Annotated in this window: 12 protein-coding genes; 11 read left to right on the top strand and 1 reads right to left on the bottom strand. The window is 59.5% G+C overall.

Features of this window, described 5'->3' with window-relative positions:
* Window positions 1–116 precede the first annotated feature (116 nt).
* From RLW41_RS10525 to RLW41_RS10570, 10 genes are all read left to right on the top strand, one after another.
* The gene (locus tag RLW41_RS10525; RefSeq protein ID WP_414464480.1) at window positions 117–1,202 is read left to right on the top strand and encodes a hypothetical protein; all 1,086 of its coding nucleotides are present in this window, start codon (window positions 117–119) and stop codon (window positions 1,200–1,202) included.
* Window positions 1,199–2,206, top strand: coding sequence for a site-specific integrase (locus tag RLW41_RS10530; protein ID WP_414464481.1), 1,008 nt, complete (start codon window positions 1,199–1,201; stop codon window positions 2,204–2,206). Before RLW41_RS10525 ends, RLW41_RS10530 begins: the two co-directional genes overlap by 4 nt.
* A gap of 317 nt (window positions 2,207–2,523) precedes the next feature.
* Window positions 2,524–2,727 carry a hypothetical protein gene (locus RLW41_RS10535; RefSeq protein WP_414464482.1) on the top strand — a complete coding sequence of 68 codons (204 nt, stop codon included), beginning with the start codon at window positions 2,524–2,526 and terminating at the stop codon, window positions 2,725–2,727.
* A 221-nt stretch (window positions 2,728–2,948) separates the two neighbouring features.
* The gene (locus tag RLW41_RS10540) at window positions 2,949–5,693 is read left to right on the top strand and encodes a DEAD/DEAH box helicase (RefSeq protein ID WP_414464483.1); all 2,745 of its coding nucleotides are present in this window, start codon (window positions 2,949–2,951) and stop codon (window positions 5,691–5,693) included.
* The gene (locus RLW41_RS10545) at window positions 5,684–10,636 is read left to right on the top strand and encodes an Eco57I restriction-modification methylase domain-containing protein (protein WP_414464484.1); all 4,953 of its coding nucleotides are present in this window, start codon (window positions 5,684–5,686) and stop codon (window positions 10,634–10,636) included. Before RLW41_RS10540 ends, RLW41_RS10545 begins: the two co-directional genes overlap by 10 nt.
* Before the next feature lies 1 nt (window position 10,637).
* The gene (locus RLW41_RS10550) at window positions 10,638–17,042 is read left to right on the top strand and encodes a DEAD/DEAH box helicase (protein ID WP_414464485.1); all 6,405 of its coding nucleotides are present in this window, start codon (window positions 10,638–10,640) and stop codon (window positions 17,040–17,042) included.
* Window positions 17,039–19,213 carry a UvrD-helicase domain-containing protein gene (locus tag RLW41_RS10555; RefSeq protein WP_414464486.1) on the top strand — a complete coding sequence of 725 codons (2,175 nt, stop codon included), beginning with the start codon at window positions 17,039–17,041 and terminating at the stop codon, window positions 19,211–19,213. The genes RLW41_RS10550 and RLW41_RS10555 overlap by 4 nt, the downstream gene beginning before the upstream one ends.
* A gap of 606 nt (window positions 19,214–19,819) precedes the next feature.
* A complete protein-coding gene (locus tag RLW41_RS10560) occupies window positions 19,820–20,377 on the top strand; it encodes a site-specific integrase (protein ID WP_414464487.1) in 558 nt (185 codons plus the stop codon).
* A gap of 49 nt (window positions 20,378–20,426) precedes the next feature.
* Window positions 20,427–20,600 carry a hypothetical protein gene (locus RLW41_RS10565; protein ID WP_414464488.1) on the top strand — a complete coding sequence of 58 codons (174 nt, stop codon included), beginning with the start codon at window positions 20,427–20,429 and terminating at the stop codon, window positions 20,598–20,600.
* Between the two features lie 229 nt (window positions 20,601–20,829).
* Window positions 20,830–21,099 carry a hypothetical protein gene (locus tag RLW41_RS10570; protein ID WP_414464489.1) on the top strand — a complete coding sequence of 90 codons (270 nt, stop codon included), beginning with the start codon at window positions 20,830–20,832 and terminating at the stop codon, window positions 21,097–21,099.
* Between the two features lie 506 nt (window positions 21,100–21,605).
* Here the strand turns inward: RLW41_RS10570 and RLW41_RS10575 are convergent.
* Window positions 21,606–21,875: an Arc family DNA-binding protein gene (locus RLW41_RS10575; protein ID WP_414464490.1), complete on the bottom strand. Its 270-nt coding sequence runs from the start codon at window positions 21,873–21,875 to the stop codon at window positions 21,606–21,608.
* 445 nt (window positions 21,876–22,320) lie between these two features.
* Between RLW41_RS10575 and RLW41_RS10580 the strand changes: the two genes are divergently transcribed.
* Window positions 22,321–22,647, top strand: coding sequence for a helix-turn-helix domain-containing protein (locus RLW41_RS10580; protein WP_414464491.1), 327 nt, complete (start codon window positions 22,321–22,323; stop codon window positions 22,645–22,647).
* Window positions 22,648–22,662: the final 15 nt, after the last annotated feature.

The raw sequence follows: 22,662 nt of genomic DNA on the forward strand, positions 1-22,662 counted from the left end.
ACAGGTAGCAATAACCGAGCACAATCGGATTAAGACAAATTCATAGACAAAACAATTTACTAGTCTGATCTCGGAGTTAGAGTTCGCTGTCGCCCTTGCGTGTATCGGGACGACAAATGGACCGCCGACCCACAAGCTCCGAACTTCTTGATCGCTCATCGATTGCTTTTGACCCCCGTGCGATCGACCACTGGATAGCAGCATCTTGGCTGCAAAAAGCTATCCGTCGCGGCGACCTCGAACTAGCTGAACAGGCTGCCTCGCATCTCCACCGCTTCCGCGGCGCGAATGCGCTGCGCCGTCTTCTAATCGTCGCGTTTGAAGACATCGGCATGGCGTCGATCGAGACGGTTTCCTCAGTTGTTGACGCATGTCGCCAGCCCCCGTTGTTTCGGGACCAAGACATTGCAACCGGCGCAGTGTCGTTGTCGCGCCTGCTTGCCGCCGCGCCAAGCGATCGCTCCGCCGATTTCTTAATATCGGCCATCAATAGACACCCGGCGTTCGGTGACGCTCGAACACGGGTCAAAAATATGAAACAGCGTGAGCGTCTCGCCCTGATCGCCGACAGCTCAGCTTCACTGCACGAGCGCGGAGCCGCGACGCTTTACGCTTCGGGACTCATCGAACCCCATGGCAGGTCTTGGAGAACCCATCTTGATGAGGCGCTGACCACTTTTAAAGACCTCGGCGTTCCCGCTCAGTTCATCGACGTCGTCCGTTGCGCGGCATGGCTGGAAAGAGAGCCGTTGACGATCGTCCTACCGCTTCTGTGGCTGGCTCTGCGTTCTGAGCGACCTAAGACTGTCGTCACTAATGCAGTGCCCGAAACCAAAGTTGTCTGTGGCGTACCGCTCTACGCTTTCGACAAGCATACCCGGCTTGGAAAGCTCGCCGTTCAGCGTTTCGCACGTGAAAATTCCGACGTCCGTCGCGTACTGGAAACTTGTGTCGCGAAGAACCAACGTCCGGGCGCGGCCTGCATGGCGGCGTTCTACGCCGATGGCGCGCCGGTCTCGCGGCGATTGGTTTGGCCAGACAGCGAGCGGATCGAGAAGCTCGGTCACCAAGCTGACCTTTTCCACGTCGGCGTTCCTTTGGAAGCAGCCGAGCCGTTGACGGCGGCCGTCACAAGCAATCTCGATCACCTTAATGACGTCCGGGAACGGCTACTGCTTCGGCATCTGAGGGCGTCGCTATGACGAGCGACGGCCTAACCTCCGATAATTTTCCATTATCGAGCCTCAACTTCGAGACCGGCGCGGCACACCCCCGCCCTGACGGCGGGACTTGTGCAATTAATTGCACAACACTGCTGAACCGGATCGAGGCGTTTGCCCGGGCCAGCCGATCAACAAATACGCATCTCGCCTACAAAGGCGATCTAGCTGCGTTTCAGGCGTGGGGCGGAACGCTGCCCGCTACCCCTCTGATGGTCGCAGCATACTTGGCCGAACACGCGGACACGCTTTCTGTTGCGACATTGAAGCGCCGCCTTGCCGCGATCTCCAGCGCACACCAGTCGCATCAACTCTCGAACCCGGTTACGGCAGGCCTCGTTCGAGCAACGTTGCGGGGCATCGCTCGAACACGTGGACGGCCGGCCCAGGCAGCGACACCGCTGCTGCGCGACGATCTGTTCAAGGTCCTTGATCGGTTCGCCAACGCTTCGGCCAAAAACAGCCGCGACCGCGCCCTTCTCTTGACCGGCTTTGCCGGATGGTTTCGCCGCTCGGAACTCATCGGTCTCGACGTTGCCGACCTCGAGTTTGCGTCTCAAGGCGTTATTGCAACAGTGCGACACTCCAAAACCGATCAACGGAGCGCCGGACAGCAGGTGGCCATCCCCTATGGCAGCACGACACATTGCCCGGTGCAGGCGTTGCAGTGCTGGCTTCAAATGTTGGCTACGGATACAGGAGCCCTGTTTCGCCCCATCAACCGGCATGGCGCAATCTCGAACGAGCGCCTGTCGGCCGCCGCCGTGTCGAATATCATCAAGAAGCGCCTTGCGGCAGCAGACATTAATCCAATCGGCTACTCGGCGCATTCGTTACGAAGTGGTTTTGCAACGAGCGCCGCGATAGCAGGGACACCGCTCTGGAAAATCCGGATGCAGACGCGACATGCGACTAACAAGGGCGTGGCGCGCTACATCCGGCCCAACGGTATGTTCAAGCAGAATGCTGCAGCCGACGTTCTATAACGGCCTCTGCTTAGGGAAGCGCGTCGGGAACTTCCGCGCTCCGTGGCACGTGCGCCCCGGCCGCACAAAGGGTAGCTCCGAGATCTGAATATGACACCGGCGCGATCCCCTCGGCAGAAAGGGATGGCATGGCAACAGAATGCTGCCTGCGTGTACGCGCATCGAGCGCCTGACGCGCCAAGACATAAAATGACCGGTTATGCCCTGAACTTGCTCACACCTGTGCATATGCGGGGGACCAATGGTGATACAAAATTAGACATTCCCTCACTTTCCTGAAAAAACTGATTTCGGGGGCGGTCTTATCAGGAGAGGGGATGACGTTCGCCAGCTTTGGCTTTCAACGCGCGACAGGTGTTCGGCTCACCAACGCGCGCTTAAAAGACTTCATGTTTTACCGGGTCGCCTGCGCTGCCTACGAAAGGGGGATCTCGGCAGGCGAAGTACGCGACTGGAATATCGAGATCACGCAGGATGATAAGCTCGCGCCCCGCGCTGTCGGAAGCGCAGGTGAAATATGAACTCTACTCCTATACCCGGATCATTGATCAAGCTCCGGTCCGCCACGTGGAAGGTGCTCGGCACTGCCACACTCAAGCGCGGGTACCGGGCAGTGCAATGTCGAGGGCTCTCGGGGATCGTCCGAGATAAGGAGGCTCAATTCATTTGGGACCTCGAGAAGGATGCGCGTGTTCTTGACCCCGCTGCGATCGACCTCGTCCCAGACAGGTCTCCAGGCCTCATGGATACGAAACTTCATATTGAGGCGGCGTTTCGGCGCACTCCGACGACGAGCCGTCGCCCCCTGGCGCTTGGCCGGGCAGCAATCGTCGATCTCACCTTTCAGCACCTGCCAGTCGAGAAGGCTCTGGCACAGGACCGTGTCCGGCTTCTGATTGCGGACGATGTGGGACTGGGAAAGACGCTTGAAGCGGGCCTCATCACCTCGGAGCTGGCCCTGCGCGGCCGAGCTGACCGGATCCTGGTGGTCACCACTCGGTCCATGCTGACCCAGTTTCAAAAGGAGTTCTGGACTCGGTTCTCGATCCCACTTGCGCGGCTCGACAGCGCCGCGATCCGGCGCATGAGGAACCGGATCCCGGCCCACTATAACGTGTTCGACCAGTTTGACCGATCCATTGTCTCAATCGACACGCTGAAGCGGGACGCGCAGGTCCGAGACGCGATCGGGAACTCGTATTGGGATCTGATCATCATTGACGAGGCGCATAACGCCGCGATTCGAAAGGGCACCACCGGGACCAATTCCCAACGGGCCAACCTCGCGCGGCTTCTGTCTCGCCGAACCGACTCGCTCCTGCTACTGACCGCCACCCCACATGACGGGTCACAGGAGAGCTTCTCGAGCCTGATCGAGATGCTCGACCCAACCCGCGTACCGGACCCGTCTCGCCTTCATCGGAGTGACATCGAGGACCTCGTGGTGCGCCGCTTCAGGTCTTCCCCCGAGGTGGTGGCCGATCTGGGCCAAGTCGTGCCTAAACGGGAGCTGTTCCGACGCGCCTTCCCGCTCAGCCGGGAGGAGGAGACTGCCTATCAGTCCGTCGCGGCCCTGCATCTGGACCTTGACGCAGAGACGCCGCGGGGCCGCGCGATCGACCTGTTCCGGACCACGCTCGCCAAGGCGATCTTCTCGAGCCCGGCCGCCTGTCTCGAAACCCTGGAGCGGAGAATCAGGGGTATCGAGAACGGAACCGCCCGTGGCACCCCGTCGGATCGGGATCGGCTTCGGGCCCTAGCGGACGAAGTCGCTGCGATCGATACGAGCGCGTTCAACAAGTACCAGGACCTCCTCACGCTGCTTCGTGACCTGCGATGGACCGGCCGGGACTCTCGCGATCGGCTCGTGATCTTCTCCGAACGGATCGCCACCGTCGCTTGGCTCTCCCAACGGCTGAGGGAGGATCTCGCCCTCACTGAAGATCAGGTTGCACGCGTCGACGGCGGCAGTGTCGAGGCGGACGTGCGCACCCAACAGGTGATCGAGGCGTTCGGTCAAGAGCGCTCGCCTATACGAATCCTCATTGCCTCCGATATGGCATCCGAGGGACTGAACCTGCACTTCCAGTGCCACAGGCTCATCCACTTCGACCTTCCCTGGTCGCTGCTCCGATTTCAGCAACGTAATGGTCGGATCGATCGGTATGGCCAGGACCGCGCCCCGCAGATCACCTATTTCGTCGCGGAGAGCTCTCACCCGAAGATTCGCCAGATGTGGGTTCTCGAAAAGCTGGTGGTCAAAGACATCGCCGCACAAAAGGGAGTCGGTGACCCGGCGGTCTTCCTCGGCGCCGGCGATGCTGACCAGGAAGAGGTAATTGTCGCCGAGGCCGTTGCCAATGGGATTGGCCCTGAAGCCTTCGAGGCGCAAATGGATGCGCGTGCCGCCGAGGCAACCTCGCGCCGAAGCCTCGATGAAGAATTCGCCGCCCTCTTCGGGGACTACGCGGCCCCGACAACGACCCTCCCGGCGGATCACGGCATCGAAGAAACGGCGCCGCCTCGTCTCTTTCCTGACACGTTCAGCTATGCGACGGCCATGCTCGCGCGACTGTCCCGTCCCGAGGAGCGCGTCTTCCCCGTCGCGCCGTCCATCTCGGCCCAGGAGCGTCTGATCCGCATGACGCTACCGGACGATATGAGGGCACGGGACGGTTTTGGGTACGCGAGCGAGGGCGCAGTCGACGGCAGATATATGCCCGAGGAGGCGGTCGGTCCGGGCGATCGGATCGAACTCACTGATGACGCACAGCTTATCAACCGGGCGATAGAAGCAGCAAAGATGCAGGACCGATCTTGGCCGACTGTCCAGTACTTCTGGGATGGTCACCCGATCTTGGATTGGTTCGCGGACCGCGCCAGCACGTTCTTCCCGGAGCATACGGCTCCGGTCGCACCGCTTAGCGGGCACCTCGCCCCAGGCGAGGTCGCCGTGATCCTCCACGGGGCAATCCCAAACGCGAACGGCGCACCAGTCGTTGATCGGTGGGCCGTGGTAATCAGCGCACCGGATGGAGCACTCCGGATCGAGGAGGTCCCGAACTTCCTGAGTCGGACACGCCTCTCCGAGGATACACCCAGTCGTGCGCTGGACGATCTTGAGGCGATACGCGCAGTCGTGCCGCAGGCGGTCGATAGGTTCCAGACGCATCTCGTCGATCTTAGACGCGCACGTGAGGCGGAGATCGAACGTGATCTGGATGCGGTTCTGGACCGGCTGACGGCTCTTGAAACTCGATTCAAGGCTCAGCTTTCCCTGAACCTTGACGCGCCACCGGAGGTGCATGGAGCAATCAGCGCGGCCGAGAAGAGACGCGTAGCCGTAAGACAGGCGAAGGAGCAACAAATCGAGCGCCTCTTCAAGGACTGGACAGAATGGTTCGAGAGGACCCGCCGCATGATGGCGGACCCGAACCCCCATGTCGACGTCAAGGCAGTGTTTGTGGGGTTGAGCGGATGGACTTGATTGGGATCGAGAACGAAGCCGAATTTTTCCCATCGGGGACTTTATCGGACGTCCTAAAGTACGAACTGCAGGACATCACGTCTCGTTGGGCCGGGCTTGACCGGAATTCACATCCGGTGGAGCGGCTCGTCCGCATAGCGGCGCCGACTGTGGAGGCGCTGCGGCAAATCAGAAACGAGTCCGATCAGGTACGCAGGGAGGAGCTGATCCGGGAGGCGCATCGCGGGCTCCTCTCCGCGCTCGGCTACGTCTGGAAGCGGGAGACCGCGCTGACAGCGCTGAACGGTCACCCAGTCATCCCCCTCGTCGCTCAGATTGCCGACGCTTCCGGCCGAGATGCGCTTTGGATCATCGAGGCGGCGATTGCGGACGTTGGTGATGAGGCCGCCGACCCGCTCGGCGCATGTTTCACGACGGACCAGTTCCCAGTGGAGTCGCGCGAGGCGGCGCTCCTCGATCGGACGATCGAGGATTTACTCGCCGAGGCGGTGTTCGAGCTCCCTGACGGGCCGCGGCACGTACTGGTTCTGGGTCTTTCCCAACTCGTCCTCGTCGACAAACGGAAGTGGCCCGCGAGGTCGGTGCTTCGGTTCGACCTTCAGGAGATCTTCACTCGATCGGACCGCGACACGCTGACTGTCATGGCCTGCCTGATCTCACGCGAAGCCCGCGTTCCTGAGCAGGGGGTGCCGATATCGGACCGTCTCGAGGAAGAGGCGCAGCGGAACGCCAATGCGGTCACCACTTCTTTGAAGCAGACGGTGCGCGACGCAATCGAGATCCTGGGCCAGGAGGTGCTCGACGTCACTGGCGGAAAATATCCTTCGACCTTCCCGGAATCGTGGCGTCGTGGCGTCTGGATCGACGGACCGGAACTGTCGCGGGAATGCTTGCGCTACATGTACCGTCTCCTGTTCCTGTTCTATGCGGAAGCGAACCCGCGCCTAAATCTTCTTGACCTCAAGGACCCAATTTACGCGACTGGATATTCGTTGGAAGCGCTGCGCGAGCTCGAATCAGTTCCGCTCCGAACGACGGCGGATCGCGAGGGCACCTTCCTCTGGGAGAGCCTCCAACGGACTTTCCAACTCCTCAACACGGGATTGGATCTCATCGATGAGGAGAAGGGGACCGGACTGCGGCTTCCATCAGTCAAGGTGTCGCTGCTTGACCCGCAGAGCACACCTCTCCTCAACGCGCTAAGACTTAGGAACGAGGCAGTACAGAAGGTTGTACGCCTGCTGTCACTGCGCTCCAACGGCAAGAGCACCGGTCGCATCTCCTACGCCAAGCTCGGAATCGGCCAGTTGGGCGCGGTCTATGAGACCCTTATCTCTTTTACCGGTGTTGTAGCGAAGACGGATCTGATCGAGCTGAAACCGCGTAGGGGCAGGTCCCTCGAGGGTGACGCCGATGAGGAAACCGGAGAGGAGCCCGAGAACGCCGACGAGGAGGAGGAGGAGACGGATGACGAAGATCAGCAGGACGAGGCGTTCCGCCGCGATAAGGTGGACTTACTCGCGCCAAGCTGGTTCGTTCCGCGTAGCAGGATAAGTGAGTTCGCTCGCGATGAGATCGTCTTTGACGGCCCGGAGGCGCGGCTTTATCCGAAAGGCAGCTTCATCTACCGCCTTGCAGGGCGAGATCGAGAAAAATCCGCCTCCTACTACACTCCAGAACCACTCGCGCGCCTCCTCGTCAAGCATGCGCTGATCGAGCGCTGCAAAGATTTGACAGCCGACGAACTCCTCGATCTCAAGATCCTCGAGCCCGCCATGGGATCGGCGGCCTTCCTCGTTGAGACGACCAATCAACTCGCCGACCTTTATCTCGAGCGCAAGCAGAAGGAGAGCGGACGCACTATCCCTCAAGACCATGTCGGCATCGAAAAGCAGAAGGTTCGCGCCTACATCGCTGACCACAATTGTTTCGGTGTTGACCTCAACCCGATTGCGGTCGAACTCGGGGCGATCTCACTCTGGCTCAACAGTCTGCATGCGAGCGACTTCTCGCCGTGGTTCGGCGACCAGCTCCACGCCGGTAACTCGCTGATTGGCGCCCGACGAGCGTCCTACTCGCCGGAGCTCCTAACAGCGAAGAAACAGCAGGACCTCTGGTTCAATGCCAAGCCCGAGGAAATCGGCTGGCGGAAGCGCCTTATCGATGGACACGTCTGGCAGTGGCTCCTACCCGCAAAGGATATGGCGAACTTCGACAAGGATAAGTCGATTGCGCTCTTCGCCAAGGAGGCCCAGGAACACATCAAGACGTGGCGCAAGGATGGTTTCTTCAAGAAGCTGGAACTACATGAAATCAAGCTGGTCCAGAAGCTAAGCCGCATTGCCGAGGCTTTGTTCGCCCAAGTTGCCGAAGATCTCGCGCGCTCCCGCTCCGAAACTAACGACGAGATCACGATCTGGCCCGACAAAGTTATGGCGGGCAACAAACGGATGGATTTCCGCGAAAAGGCGCTACGTAACGACCGCCTCACCGGCGCAGATCACGCCACGAATACGCTACCCTACAAGCGACTGAAGACGGCGATGGACGCATGGTGTGCGCTCTGGCTTTGGCCGCTCGATAAGGCGGAGCTTCTGCCCAGCCGGGCGGAGTTCTTGCAGGGTATGGCGATGATCCTCGAAGGTGGGTTCACTGCCGATGGCGCACTCGCAGCGCCGAGCGCTGCAGAGTTCGCTGAATCGACCCCAGATTTTTTCGACCAGCTCGAGCTCGACGCACCCGCTCGCGACCTGTTCAAGGCTGCTGCCAAACGGCAGACCAAGAACCAAGACAGTCTCTTCCGAGAGACCAATGTCGAAGCGCTGATCGAGACGTTCGACTGGCTGGGAGTTGCCATGGAAGTGGCCGAGCGCGAGCGCTTCGTGCATTTCGACTTGATTTTCGCCGACATCATGAAGGCGCGCGGCGGGTTTGACGTCATCGTCGGCAATCCGCCTTGGGCGAAGCCGGCGTGGAACGAGGGGCTGGTGCTTGCCGATATTGATCCACTCTATGCCGGTCTATCGGCCTCTGAAGCAAAATTAGTGCTCCGCGAGGCCCTAGAAAAATCTTCTGCCGTTAGGCGAGAGGGCAAACTGGTTTCCGCGCAAGAGGCGTTCCTGCAGGATTTCGTCTCCATCCGTGGTGCGATGGAAGTCACCTCATCTGAGGTAATGAACCCCTTCGCCGGCGGTGGTTCGAACAACCTGTATCGTTGCTTCATAGATCTGTCTTTCCGGCTCGTTGCGCCGCAGGGCTGCGCGGCGCTGATTCATCAAGATGGGCACCTCGGTGATCCAAAGTCGGGGCAATTCAGGCGGCACTGGTATGCGAGGATCGCGAAGCACTTCCACTTCAGAAACGAAATGAAGCGGAAGATGTTCGCGGAAGTTCATAATGAAACCGACTTCTCGCTGAACGTGTATCGAGGCGATGCTGCTGATCCATCGTTCGACCAAGTCTCCCATGCATTTCTCCCGACGCAAGTAGAAGACTCGTACGCACACGATGGTGTTGGGTCAGTTGAGGGAATTAAGACCGCAGAAGGCGAATGGAATGCAAAGGGCCACCGCGACCGAGTGATGCGGATGGATCGCGTAGCACTGGCTGTCATCCATGCGCTATCCGAAGACGAGAACGTGCCGGTCGAGGAAGCCCGCTTCATCCAGCCCTATTCCGTTAGGACACTCGACGTGTTCCGCGAGATGGCGCGGTTTCCAAAGCTGGACGCTTCGATATCAACAATCAAGCGGACGATCACCACCGCAGCCGGGGAACGCAGAGTAGAGATTCCTCTATGGCAGATGTCAGCGCATTGGCACGAGACCGGATCCCAAAAAGACGGTACGATTCGGCGCGAAACGGCATTCCGCGAGACTGATCAGATGATCTTGCAGGGGCCACTGTTTCATGTCGGTAATCCGCTTTATAAAACGCCGCGTCCGGTATGCAATTCGAACAAGGCTTACGACCCCATCGACTTGACTACTTTGCCCGACGATTATCTGCCGCGCACGAATTATGGCCCTGCGCTGGAGATGGGCGAATACCGCCGCCGCATGACTCGCTGCCGTTGGGACTCTACAAAAAGCCACGCCGATTTCTATCGCGTGGCGTTCCGCGCAATGATTGCGCTTAATGGCGAACGCAGCCTTATCAACGCCCTAATCCCTCGAGGCGGCGCACATGTTAACAGTGTACAGAGCATAGCGTTTGGCCGCGACTCAGATCTTTTGGCCGCGACGTCTCTGTTCATTTCGTTGCCGATCGACTTCTACCTGAAGGCAACGGGAAAACAGAACTTTCATGATAAGGATGCAAAAGGTTTGCCTTGGGTTGATCCCGGCCCAACAGCCCAACACCGTTCTCTTCGCCTTGCATGCCTCACTTCTGCTTATGCCGATCTCTGGAACAGAAGCGCTCATAGCCTCTATGTGCTCCCATGGTCTTCCCCGGATCCGCGTCTGCACCGCGAAGGCCCGGTCCAAGGCCCCGCTACTTGGGATCGGACCGCCGCCCTGCGCACCGAATTCGCACGCCGCATGGCACTGGTAGAAATCGACGTTCTAGTCGCTCAGGCGCTTGGTTTGACGCTCGACCAGCTGATCGAGATCTACCGCATATATTTCCCTGTCATGCAGGAAAACGAGGCGGGCACTTGGTACGATCAGTACGGTCGCATCGTCTGGACTTGCTCTAAAGGTCTGCCCGGCGTCGGCTGGCTCGACGAGCGTAGCAAAAGTCCCGGTCGCGCGGCGTGGGAGAAGATTCTCGCGGAGAACCCCTCCGAGCTGACCTGTATCGCCATCGATGACACGTTGCCTGGCGGGCCGCGCAAGATGACCCGCCACTTCGTTGGACCCTTCACACTCTGCGACCGGATCGAGGATTACGAGCGCGCCTGGGCGCATTTCGAGCGACTGAAGTCAGAAGAGGCCGCGTGAGATGAACCCCATCCTTCTCGCACGACATGTTCAGGAGAGCCTGCGCGAACTCGTTCACACGACACTCAACACTTCGAGCCATGCCTTCGACGGCATGGTGGATCGGTTCCTTGCTGACCCTGGGAACTTCATCAAGGGACCATGGATCTCGGTCGACATGCCGTTCCGTCAAATTGATGGAGCAGTGGATGGCACCTGGATCCAGCCGTTCTCCGAGGTCCCACTCCGCTTCGCCCCCTATCAGCACCAGATGGACGCGTTCGTGCGACTGAGCGGCATGGCAATGCGCTCGACCCTCGTTGCGACGGGGACAGGGTCGGGCAAGACGGAGTCCTACCTATGGCCGATCTTCGAGCATTGTCGGCAGAACAAGGGGAAGCCGGGGATCAAAGCGATCCTGATCTATCCGATGAACGCGCTGGCCACCGACCAGGCGCGTCGAATCGCTTCTGCGCTAACCTCCATCTCAGCTCTGCATGGAGTTCGAGCAGGGATCTATGCGGACGCGGAGCCGCAGAACGCGACCCACGAGGTGACGGCGGACAGCATCATCACCCATCGCGAGACGATGCGGCGCAATCCGCCCGACATCCTGCTCACGAACTACAAAATGCTCGACTATCTCCTCTTGCGCGGTCGCGACCGACCGCTTTGGGAGAAGAACGACCCGAAGACCCTGCAATTCCTCGTGGTCGATGAGATGCACACGTTTGACGGAGCGCAAGGGGCGGACTTAGCGCTTCTCTTGCGGCGGCTAAAGTACAGGCTGGGAACGCCTGAGCGACATCTTATCTGCGTCGGCTCCTCGGCAACGCTCGGTTCCGGCGACGAGGCAGCGACCGAGCTGCGACGCTACGCAGAGACGATTTTTGGGGAGCCATTTGAAACGGGCGCGGTCATCCGCGAGATTCGGAAAACTCCTAACGAGGTATTCAGGGACCCAGAATACCTCGACCGGCCTGCTCCGGCGGCGATCCACGCCGCTCTAAAAGACGCGGAGGATCTGGATCAGCCCGGCGCTGCGCAGCGGCTGGCGGCTTGCCTCTTTCCGGATACTGCTGACTCCGACCTGATCTTCTTGCGTGATGGCGATCCAGCTGACCAGACTTGGCGGATCGCGCTCGGGGATCGGCTTCTCCAGCATCACCTCTGCCAAAGGGCGCTCAGGCTCATCGCTGAACAGCCCGGTCCTGCCTCCTATGATGCAATAGCCACAGGGCTTTCCCAAGCGAAGGTTCTCCGAGATTGGGCGCCCGCGGATCATCGCGCTCTTGCAGAACTGGTGGTTGCTCTTGTCGCCTGGGCCCGTTCCGGCTCCCCGGAGAGTCCGCGCCCGCTCTTCAACGTTCGCCTGCAGCTCTGGGTCCGAGAGATGTCCCGAATGGTCACGAGCCTGCCGCGCATCGAGGCGGGCGGCAGGCGCTCCGAAATCCATTTGCTCCACGCGCTCGACCTCGACCGTCACGCGCTCCAGGGTGTGTTACCGGTGGTGAACTGCAATCGGTGCGGCGCCACCGCCCACATAGGTCGTCTGAACGGCGGATCGAGATCCCTCTGGGCTCCGCTCGATCAGCTCCATGAAGAATTCTTCGATGAGAACGGGGGCGACCGGATCCGGCTGCTCTATCATGACTCAATCGACCGGAAGGTGAACGCGAGCGAGGGGGCTGGCCAGATCGTGAAGGGACTCCTCAATTCGGAGTCTATGGAGTTCCACCCCTCGGAGCATGATGGGCTCGAGCCAGGCCCCGACTCGCCCGTCTGGATGTACAATCCCTCTGACGCCCAAGGTCGGATCGATCGTACCTGCCCTGCATGCGGACAGGCGAGAGGACTCCTGCTATTCGGGATGCGTGCTGCGCGCCTCACAACTGGGGTGATCGGAACGCTCTACACCTCCGAACAGAACGAGGAGCGCATCGCCGCCAAACCGCGGTTCTTGATATTCTCAGACTCAATTCAGGATGCTGCCCATCGTGCGGCTATCGCCGAGACTCGGAACGCGCTCTCCGTTTACCAGAAGTCGCTATTTGCCGCCCTGACGAGCGCCGAGACCAACGGACTGTCTTTGCGGGAGGTGATCGAGGATGTTCCAGCACGCCACCTCGATGCGTTGGGGCCAGACGATTTCACTGCGCTCTTCATCTCGAAGGAGCAGACCTGGCGCGGCCGCTACCAGAACCTGATCCGCGACGGCGTTTCTATCACCGACCCCGTCTTTCTCGAGCAGATGCGGATCCGGCTCGGCTGGGAGTATTTAGTCGACCTGAGCTATCGGGCGCATTTCAGTCACACACTCGAGGTGAACGGAATTGCGGTCGCGGACATCCCCTCGTCGCAAACGCGCGCCTCAGCCGAAAAGCTCGCCCAACAGCTTCGGAATCAGTTCCCCCGCTTACCTGAGATTGACCCTGTCACCCTGGCTCGGTTTCTATCCGGGGTGTTGCAGAGGATGCGGCGACAAGGGTCCGTTGCTCATCCGTATATCGCGAGGGCGGTAGCGACGAGCAAGGGGAGCCGAGGCTTGAACTGGTTTGCTGCTGGGGCACAACTCGGTCTCGGCAAGACTGGAACACTGCCTAGCCCCAATCCCCGCAACGCGCTCGCTCCCATCCCAATCACGCTCCAGAACAGCCCGGTCGGGTTCGAGCGGATCACTCGGAATCAGATCTCGAACTGGTATCGCGACTGGCTTTTCCGTACGCTTGGGCCCGTTGATCTCCGGCTCGGGACCGATCCGGACAGCGTCTACCCGATGGTTCTAAGCCGGCTGGAGGCGGATGCGTTTGTTACGAGAGTGAACGGGCCTGACGGGCAGAACCGCCACGCCTGGCTTCTAGAGCCGGCGCAGGTTACCGTCTCGACCGCAACGCTGGGCCTCGTTTGCGATCAATGCAGACGGCGAGAGACGGTGCTCGCGGAGAATGCGGACCATGCGATTGATTCTCCCTGTACGCGGATCGGCTGTGAGGGACGGCTTAAGTCCTCAGTCCTGCCGCCGAGACCGGCCCTGCGACGCTCGCTCCTCTCCGACCGGAATCACCGGGTGGTGGCACGTGAGCATACGGGAATCCTCGAAGCAGGTGACCGGCTTCGGGTGGAGACCGGGTTCATCAAGGAGGAAGCCCGCTGGGCACCCAACCTGATCTCGGCTACCCCGACCCTCGAGATGGGAATTGATATCGGCGATCTCTCGACCCTGCTGCTCAGCTCGGTCCCGCCGGAGGAGGCGAATTACGTGCAACGGATGGGCCGGAGCGGCCGTCGAGACGGAAACGCTCTGAATATGGTCCTCGCCAATGCACGGCCACATGACCTTGAGTTCTGGGAGGACCCGACTGCGATGCTCTCCGGCCAGGTGCGCCCGCCCGGGGTGTTTCTTGCCGCAGAGGAGGTGCTCCTCCGCCAGGTAACCGCCTTCACCCTTGATGCTTACGTCGCCGCAACCGCTGAGGCTGGGGATTATGGGAAGGTGCGCGAGGTCCTAAAACGCCGTGCGGACGGGGTGATGCAGGGGTTCCCGGTCGAGTGGCTGGAGCTCGTTGGGGAACGTGGTACGGAACTCGCGAGCGCCTTCCTGTCTGGGCTTCCCCAAGAGGTCCGGGAGCGTGCAGATCTCGCGGAACGGATCCGCATCTATCTTACGGGGACGGATACCCTATCGATCGGATGGCGGATCGGGGCCACCTTCGACGAGGCGGCCGAGGAGCGAGCGCGCTTGCTGCAGAAGCGCGAGGAGGCCACACGGGAATTGGAACGGTTACGGCGGCGACGGGCGGAACTGACAGAGGAGGAATACGAAAAGCGTGAGGCGGAGATCTCTCGGGATCGGACCGCGATCAACCGGCTCATCCGGAGCGGGATCGATGACGTCCCGGTCATAAAATTCCTGACCGACAAGGGGATCTTACCGAACTACGCTTTCCCGGAGGAGGGGGTGAAACTCACCTCGATCCTGTCTCGGCGGAACGACCATGCTCGCGACGAGGATGGGCTCCTCTATCTCGAGTATTCCCGTCCCGCAAGTTCTGCGCTGTCCGAGTTTGCGCCGGGCCAGTTCTTCTACGCCAATGGACGTCAGGTCGAGATAGAACGGATTGAAATCGGCAAGGAAGACTTGGCCGCATGGACCTTCTGCCCCTCCTGTTCTCATGTCGCGGGGCGAATAGAGGGGGCGGAGAGCCGAACCTGCCCTCGATGCGGAGACGAGATGTGGTCGGATTCCGGATCGCACCATGATGTGGTGCAGCTCAGGTCCGTGATCTCGGTCGACAGCGAAGATAAAGCGGTCATCCGGGATCTTGATCAGCGTGATCAGCGCCGTTTCGATCGGGCCCTGATGCCGTTCCATGAGCCAGGCGACATCACTGCGTCCTGGTTCACGTGTCGCGAGACAGGAGCACCCTTCGGGTTCGAGTTCATTCCAAGGTGCTCCTTTCGTGACTTCAATTTTGGCCGGAAGACCTCGGCCTCGACAGGGCCGAAGATCGCCGGGGAACGTCGTCCGGCGCAACCGTTCCGGATTTGTCGCCACTGCGGCACGCTACAAAAGCCCCCTCGTGAGGACGGAGACCGGGGCACGCATCCGCCGAACTGCCGCGCCTCCCGGGAACAGGATCTCGCACGTGACGCATGGGAGACCGGGGTCTTCCTGATGCGAAGGTTCTCGACGGAGGCGATCCGGATCGTGGTTCCCGTCTTCGGTGAGGCCGATGATGACGATCTAAAGAGCTTTGTCGCCGCGATTAACTTGGGCATGCGCCGGCATTTCGCAGGCAAGGTGGACCATATCCGCTCGACCGTCTTCGAGGCGCAACTTGATGGGATGACGACAGTCCGCAGCCTCTACCTATACGACTCCGTGCCCGGCGGGTCCGGATATCTGCGCCAGATCGGCGAGCATCCGGAGACGATGCGAGCGGTCATTTTAAGAGCGCTGGAGGCGCTTCGGGACTGCCCCTGCAATCAGCAGCCGGATCGGAATGGGTGCTATCGCTGCGTTAAACCTTACCGGGCGCAGTTCGGGCCCGGAGAACCCGATCGGGATCGGGCGCGCGAGCTGATGGAGTCGATCCTGCAGAAATGGGACAGTCTCTCTCGAACGGAGACGGGGATCGACGACTCCATCCGGGGTGCGCTCGTCGAGAGCGTGCTTGAGAAGCAGCTCCTTCGAGCTCTCTCCGAGATCTACGGAGAGGGAGCGTTGACCCCACAGGTACTTTCCGGAGGACGCCGAGGCTTCGTGCTGCGGGCGGGGCGCCCGGGCGCGCCTCGGCTCTGGACTATCGAGCCGCAGGTGCAGATTGACGTGCGATATCGTGACTTCCCGAAGAAGCGGATAGACTTTCTGCTCACCCCTATCGGTCGCGTCGGGACCCGACCGATCGTGATTGAGATGGACGGAGTCGAGTATCATGCCGCGACCGTCGCGAAGGACCTGCTCGACCGCATTACAATGATCCGCTCTGGGGAAGTGCGAGTGTGGACGCTTGCTTGGAAAGATCTCGACGCCAACGCCGCTTCACCACAAAACCCGCTCGCAGAAGCAGTCCTCGACACTGATAAGATCGGACGCCTCGGCCGCGTTTTGGCCCATACGGCTTTCTCCCCGCTCGCCGATTCGGTGAGGGCTATTCAGAACGACACCGCCCTGCGCGCACTTCGGCGGCTTCTGGATGGAGAGACAGACGAGACTGTTTCTGGTTCAGCTCGGTCCATTTTAATCCGGGGTCTGGTCGCGATGGGAAAGCCATTGGACCAGCTGCCAAGGGTGGCCGCCCTTTCTGGAGAGGGACGCGCATTTCTCTTAACGCCTGGACTCACCGAGCACGTCGGGCTCGGAGTGCTCGACCTTTATTTGGCCTGCAAGCAGATTTCCCCAACAGAGTGGCGGGCGACAGATGGGGACCTTCGGATTCTGCTTCGGGCCGCGCTCCCGGGGCCGGGTAATATGCCGGCCGCCAGAACGTCCTATACTGACGCTTGGCGAGGGTTATGGCGCATCGTGAACTTATTTCAGGAACTGCGCGGATTCCACGTCGAGATCGACGGGCTCGATGTCCTATCTCCCCCTGACATGACCGCCCCGTCCGACGCGTTGGATGGGGACGCAGAGGCCCGAGCCTGGGCCGAAGCGCGGGCGTTGTGCGACGAAGCATTTTCCCCGCTCATCGACGCGCTGATCTCGGCAGAAACCCCTGCACCTGACCGGTTCGGGGACGACCTCCTCGCAGGAGGGCGGGTTGTCGGGATGATAGAATTTGGCTGGTCAAAGGCCAACATCGCCGTGTCGGAGGAAGGATACGGTGGCACTGGTTGGACCCTCGTCATATTCGATCCGAAGACGGATCCGGTCGGTGAGACCGTCACCAGAATTCTTCAGGCGCTTGCGGGAGCATACCCATGACGGTCGCGATCACAAAACGGGTCTCCTACGACATCGGCTGCATGAAGAGTCTGAGGAAATTGCCGGACAAGGTCATCGTCCGGTTCATGGATATGATGACTCGCTACATGACTGACCCGTCCGGAAACGGGCTGAACCTCGAGACGGTCCAGGGGGCGCGGGACAACGCGATTAAATCCCTCCGCGTGGATCAGGGTTACCGCGCGATCGCCTTTGAGGTGGGCCGGGACATTATGTTTGTTCACGTCAACGAACATGACAAGGCATATCGGTGGGCTGTGGGACGGAGAGTCAAGCTCGACCCGGACACCAACCGAATCCGGGTGATCGAAGAGGTCGACGCGGGAACAGAGAGTGCCCCGGCCCCGTCCGAGCCCCGCCTCTTCTCCAAATTGTCCGATAAGAGGCTTGGTGCTCTTGGGGTTCCGGAGGAGGAGCTTCCGGCAGTGCGCCTGCTCACCACCCTTGAAGCGTTCGAGGCGGCCGAGGAGCGGTTTGACCCGCTCACCTACCAAATCCTCTACGCCCTCGCCGCTGGTTACAACGACGAGGAGGTCCATGCGCTGACGGGCATCGGTGCCCAGTCAGAGGCGGAGTCTCCAAAGGCCGAGCTGAATTTTGGCGCGCTGATCGAAACGGAGGAAAGCCGTCAGACGATTTTCATTCCGGAGTCGGAAGCAGAGCTTCGGCGCGTGTTCGAGGAGGGACTCGAGGGTTGGCGGATCTTCCTGCACCCCGAGCAACGCAAGATTGCCTACCGTGATTACAACGGCCCAGCGATGGCTCGTGGGGGCGCCGGAACCGGAAAGACTGTAGTCGCGATGCACCGCGCGAAGTATCTAGCCGATCAGATCATGTCGGACCCTACGCGCGCGGGTCAACGAGTCCTGTTTACTACCTTTACAACCAGTCTCGCGCAGGACATCGAAGCGAATCTTCGGACCCTCTGTCCGGAGCATCTCGATGCGCAGCCGCCCCGCATCGAGGTGATCAACCTTGACCGCTGGGTCTCTCAGTTCCTAAAGCGTAAAAACTTCGAGCGGAAGGTTGCGTATTTCGGGGAAGCTCGCGACCGACTTGAGGAGATCTGGCGTGATGTGTTTCTCGATCATGTGCTGCCTGATGGACTTTCCGAAGCGTTCGTGAAGGCTGAATGGGCGCAGATCGTCCAAGCAACTGGCTTGACCGAGCAACGCTCCTATTTGAAGGCGTCGCGTGCGGGACGTGGGACACCGCTTGACCGACGCAAACGGGCCGCGCTCTGGGAAGTTTTTTCGGATTACCGTGCGCGAATGATCAGCGAGGGGCTGGCAGAGCCGGATGACGCCTATCGGGAAGCGATAGAGATCCTGTTGGCGCAGGCGCCGAACCTCCCCTACGCGGCCGTCATCGTAGACGAAGCACAGGACATGGGGGAACAGGCGTTTCGACTGGTTCGCGCGATCGTGCCGGAAGCCTCGTCTGGAGACCAAAATTCGATTTTTGTCGTGGGAGATGCGCATCAACGCATCTACGCGCGCCGCGCAAGCATGTCCGTCTGCGGGATCAACGTGCGCGGCCGCTCGCGGCAGCTTCGGCTCAACTATCGAACTACCCAAGAGATCCGCACCTGGGCCGTGTCTATCCTTGAGGGAGTCAGCGTCGATGACCTCGATCAAGGAACCGACTCGTTACGTGGTTACGTCAGCGTCCTGCGCGGTGCGCCGCCTGAGCTCGTTTCGTACCGGTCTGAGACGGAGGAGTTGAAGGGATTGGTCGATTGGACACGAGTGCAGCTTGCGGACCAGATCGGACTCGCGGACTTAGGAGTGTTATGTGGTCGGCGGGCTGATGTAGCGCGGGTGCGACGAGCGCTCTCATCGGCGGGGATTGAGACCATTGAGCTGCAGGCCGGAAGCACAGATGATCGTTCCGCCCCCGGAGTTCGAGTGACCACTATGCACCGGGCCAAGGGGCTTGAGTTCTTTTCCGTGGCCATCCCGTTGCTGTCGGAATCTGCGTTTCCACCGGCCGGCGCGCTAAACGCGGCGGTGGATCAAGCAGACCGGACGGACATAGTCGATCAGTATCGATCGCTCCTGCACGTCGCTGCCACGCGCGCGAAAAAAACACTGCGGGTGTCTTGGTCCGGCGCCCCCACACTTCTGATCCCTAATGTACACATCAAATGAAGCATGCGCCGACTGGTATCGACCGCTTTCAGCAGAGTTTTAGCTTGCCGCTGATAGCGTACGACCCTGTGTTTGATGTCCGCCATAGGCCGTCATTCTTCAACTTTTTACCTCCGATAACATTCATTATCGCGACCTAGCTTCCCGGCTAACACCGATGATGAACTCTTCGTCGGTCATTTTGCAATCGATTGCAAAGTTCGGTAGGTCTCTCGCCATCGAGACTCCAAGACTAAAGCGGCAGCAACAGCGAGCAACATCGATGAGCCCGGCCTCGCGACGAAAGTTAACGAGTTCATCCGCGACAGCCGCGCGCCGAACAGCCGACTGGCTTACGCTTCCGATTTGGCCCAGTTTTGCGATTGGGGCGGCGCGCTTCCCGCGTCACCCGAACTTGTTGCGGCTTATCTCGCTGCCCATGCTGACGTGCTTTCGGTCGCCACTTTGCGCCGACGCCTTACTGCGATCTCCCATGCACACCGAACACATTCGAAGGTAAATCCCGTTGCAACTGAACTCGTCAAAGCAACTCTGCGCGGCATAGCTCGGACCCGTGCACGACCCGCGGGAGCGGCCAAACCGCTCTTGCGGGACAATCTCTTTTCCGTGCTTGACGCAATTGGCACGTCGGCGAGCGATCTTAGAGATCGCGCCCTCTTACTGATCGGGTTTGCTGGCGCTCTGAGACGCTCCGAGGTCGTCGGTCTAGACTTCGCCGATCTGACTCAGACGGGCGATGGCGTCGTCATCACGCTGAGGCATTCCAAAACCGATCAGCTCAACACTGGACAGAAAATTGGCGTTCCATTCGGTCGCGAACGTCATTGCCCCGTGCGAGCATTAAGCGATTGGTTGAAAGTTTCGGGCATCCAAGACGGAGCGGTTTTCCGGCCGATGAACAGACACGGAGCCATTCTGGACAGGAGGCTGTCGTCAGAAGCTGTTTCACTAATCGTCAAGCGTAGGCTCGCTGCAGCAGGATTTGATCCTACCGGCTTTTCCGGCCATTCACTGCGGGCGGGCTTCGTAACTAGCGCTGCGATAAGCGGTGCGCCGATTTGGAAAATTCGCAAGCAGACACGCCATACAACTGACCAAGGTGTCGCCCGCTACATTAGAACCGACGCGTTTTTCATCCAGAATGCGGCCGAGGGGCTTCTTTGAAAGAGTTGAACGAGCCCACGTTGCTCGCCTAATCTCTCGGATGTGAGGAATGAAATTTGCGGCGGGCGGACCAGTTTCGTTCGGCTATAACCATTCTCCATGCAACATGACCAACATCATCGTTCCCGAGAACGGCATCCGCGGCCGTGGCAATCAAATCGACGGCTGTGGTCAAAGCCCGAGATGGTCGGCAAAAACTACCGGACATATTCAGATAGACTGACACGCAAAAGGCGCCCACATCCACCAATCTGCGCTGCAGGCTGCAAGACGTTAAGGGCTAAAGTATATAGTTCATATTTTTACGTAGCAGTAAGTTCAAACCGGGCTAATGCCGCTAGGGCCACAAAAGCTTACTAACGTGTGATTTGATGAAAGAACACTCGACAGTTCTAATAGCCGCTCTGTCAATTGCATTTGCCTCACCAGCATTTGCGCAAGAGTTCGACCCGATGACACCGGAGCAAAAGGCAGAAGCCCTGCCGCTGCAACGCGAAGCATCGGCGTGCTTCATGCGAGAGACGAATAAGCCGTACCGGACCTCCGACGACATTCAGAAATTGATCGAGGCCGCCGAGCAAGCTTGCAAGCCGATAACGGGCCGCCTCAGAGCTACGCTCGGAACGAGTCGCATGGAAGCTTGGTGGCAAGACTTCGAACCGATGCTCATCGGCGTACATAGCGGTGCGGTCGATATGGTCGATTACTACGACACACCATGACGGGCCGCCGTTTACGATCTCCGGATAAATTGCGTCATTCAGCGCCTTGTGCAAATTCACATGACTTCGAAGCGGGCGGGACGGCTAAATCATGTTTCGCCATCTTCCGTTGAGCCGCTGAGGCAACGAAGGTGCGCGGCCCTTACAAGAAAAAGGAATTAGTGGCGTGACCCTGAGTATCTTTGTCTCAATCGCCGGTACGATCTCAGCGGCGGTTTCTGCATATTATTGGGTCGCTTCATCCAAGGTCCCTCCAGCCTATCCGGCAGCGTACCCGAGCGGACCTCCCCCGGAGATTAAGGACCGAATAGATCGGCAAGCGTCCCTAAATTCAAAAGCCGCAATAGCTGCGGCGATCGCTGTCGCATGCCAAGGGATATTGCTCGCACTTCCTTTAGTTTCAAACTGACCCACTACCTAGATGAGCAACATTTGGTGTTGCTCCGCGGCGATGATCTGCAGCGGTTGTGTCGGCCGCGCAAGCCGTTTTGCGATTGATTGCAGAGTTAGAGCTTGAGCAGGCGCTCCGCATTGGACAGGGGGTTTTCCAGTCCGTTGACCTTGCTTTCTAGGGTTAACAGTCGCCCCTCCAACCAGCGAAGGCTCGCGCGAAGCGCGTCTAATTCGCTGCCCTTAACCGCGTCTTCGGTGAAGGTTCGCTCTAGCCGGGCGACCACTTCGGCCGTGAATGATCGTCCGGTATCTCTGCGCACCGCCTCGATTTTGTCGTGCAAAGCCTGGGGCATTCGCACGCGTGTGTGAAGGTCTTCGCTCATTGTTTACCATGGAACCAATCTGTTCCCATAAAGGAACATGAACCTTTTAGGGTACACATGTGTACCAGGCTGCATGAAGCCATGGGTCTCTGTAAGGAACAGTAAATGAGCATTCAACCCAACGTAACCCGACACAAAAAGAAGTTCCCCTCGAGAAAGCGAAACGGCCTCGAAATTTGTTTCCACGATAATATCTGTCAAGGATTTAGTGCGCTTGAAGTAGCGCTATCTAGAACGTCGGGTGTGATGATAGGGGTCCCGCTGGCTGTCTCAAAACGTCTTCGTCGGCAATTGAAAGCCAGCAATGACCCCGGCAAAGCATTCGCTAAATTCGTCTCTAAGCTGTGCGGCACAGGTTATCCCGCGATAGCCTTTAGGCAAGATACTCCTAAACCGACCCGGCGCAGCGCCACGTTTAGCGCACGCATTTGAGAGGGTCAGTTCGATGCCGCCTGAACCACTCCACTCGTCAAAAGAAGCAGCCAAAATTCTTGGCATGGCCGTAAAGACGTTGAATGAGCACGCCCGCATGGGCCGTATCCGCTACGTAAAAAAAGGCGGTGGGACTAAGCGCCCCCGCCGCATGTTCACTTCAAAAAACATTCAATCGTTTATCGAGCGTCAGAAAGTGCGTGAGGTACCAGCGTGTCCATCTACAGGCTCAGAAATTCGCCTTTCTACCAATACGACTTTCAAATCGACGGTCATAGATTTCATGGCAGTACCAAAGCCCGGAACAAGCCTGAAGCCAAACAAGTCGAGCGTGACCTAAAGGAGCGGGCGAAGG

It is taken from the genome of Hyphomicrobium sp. DY-1 (genome assembly GCF_047497105.1).
Lineage (GTDB): Bacteria > Pseudomonadota > Alphaproteobacteria > Rhizobiales > Hyphomicrobiaceae > Hyphomicrobium_B.

Excerpts from the sequence above, each read along its gene's own strand:
- RLW41_RS10525 (WP_414464480.1), top strand. The coding sequence starts at position 117 with ATGGACCGCCGACCCACAAGCTCCGAACTTCTTGATCGCTCATCGATT.
- RLW41_RS10530 (WP_414464481.1), top strand. The coding sequence starts at position 1,199 with ATGACGAGCGACGGCCTAACCTCCGATAATTTTCCATTATCGAGCCTC.
- RLW41_RS10535 (WP_414464482.1), top strand. The coding sequence starts at position 2,524 with ATGACGTTCGCCAGCTTTGGCTTTCAACGCGCGACAGGTGTTCGGCTC.
- RLW41_RS10540 (WP_414464483.1), top strand. The coding sequence starts at position 2,949 with ATGGATACGAAACTTCATATTGAGGCGGCGTTTCGGCGCACTCCGACG.
- RLW41_RS10545 (WP_414464484.1), top strand. The coding sequence starts at position 5,684 with ATGGACTTGATTGGGATCGAGAACGAAGCCGAATTTTTCCCATCGGGG.
- RLW41_RS10550 (WP_414464485.1), top strand. The coding sequence starts at position 10,638 with ATGAACCCCATCCTTCTCGCACGACATGTTCAGGAGAGCCTGCGCGAA.
- RLW41_RS10555 (WP_414464486.1), top strand. The coding sequence starts at position 17,039 with ATGACGGTCGCGATCACAAAACGGGTCTCCTACGACATCGGCTGCATG.
- RLW41_RS10565 (WP_414464488.1), top strand. The coding sequence starts at position 20,427 with ATGAAATTTGCGGCGGGCGGACCAGTTTCGTTCGGCTATAACCATTCT.
- RLW41_RS10570 (WP_414464489.1), top strand. The coding sequence starts at position 20,830 with ATGACACCGGAGCAAAAGGCAGAAGCCCTGCCGCTGCAACGCGAAGCA.
- RLW41_RS10575 (WP_414464490.1), bottom strand. The coding sequence starts at position 21,875 with ATGAGCGAAGACCTTCACACACGCGTGCGAATGCCCCAGGCTTTGCAC.
- RLW41_RS10580 (WP_414464491.1), top strand. The coding sequence starts at position 22,321 with ATGCCGCCTGAACCACTCCACTCGTCAAAAGAAGCAGCCAAAATTCTT.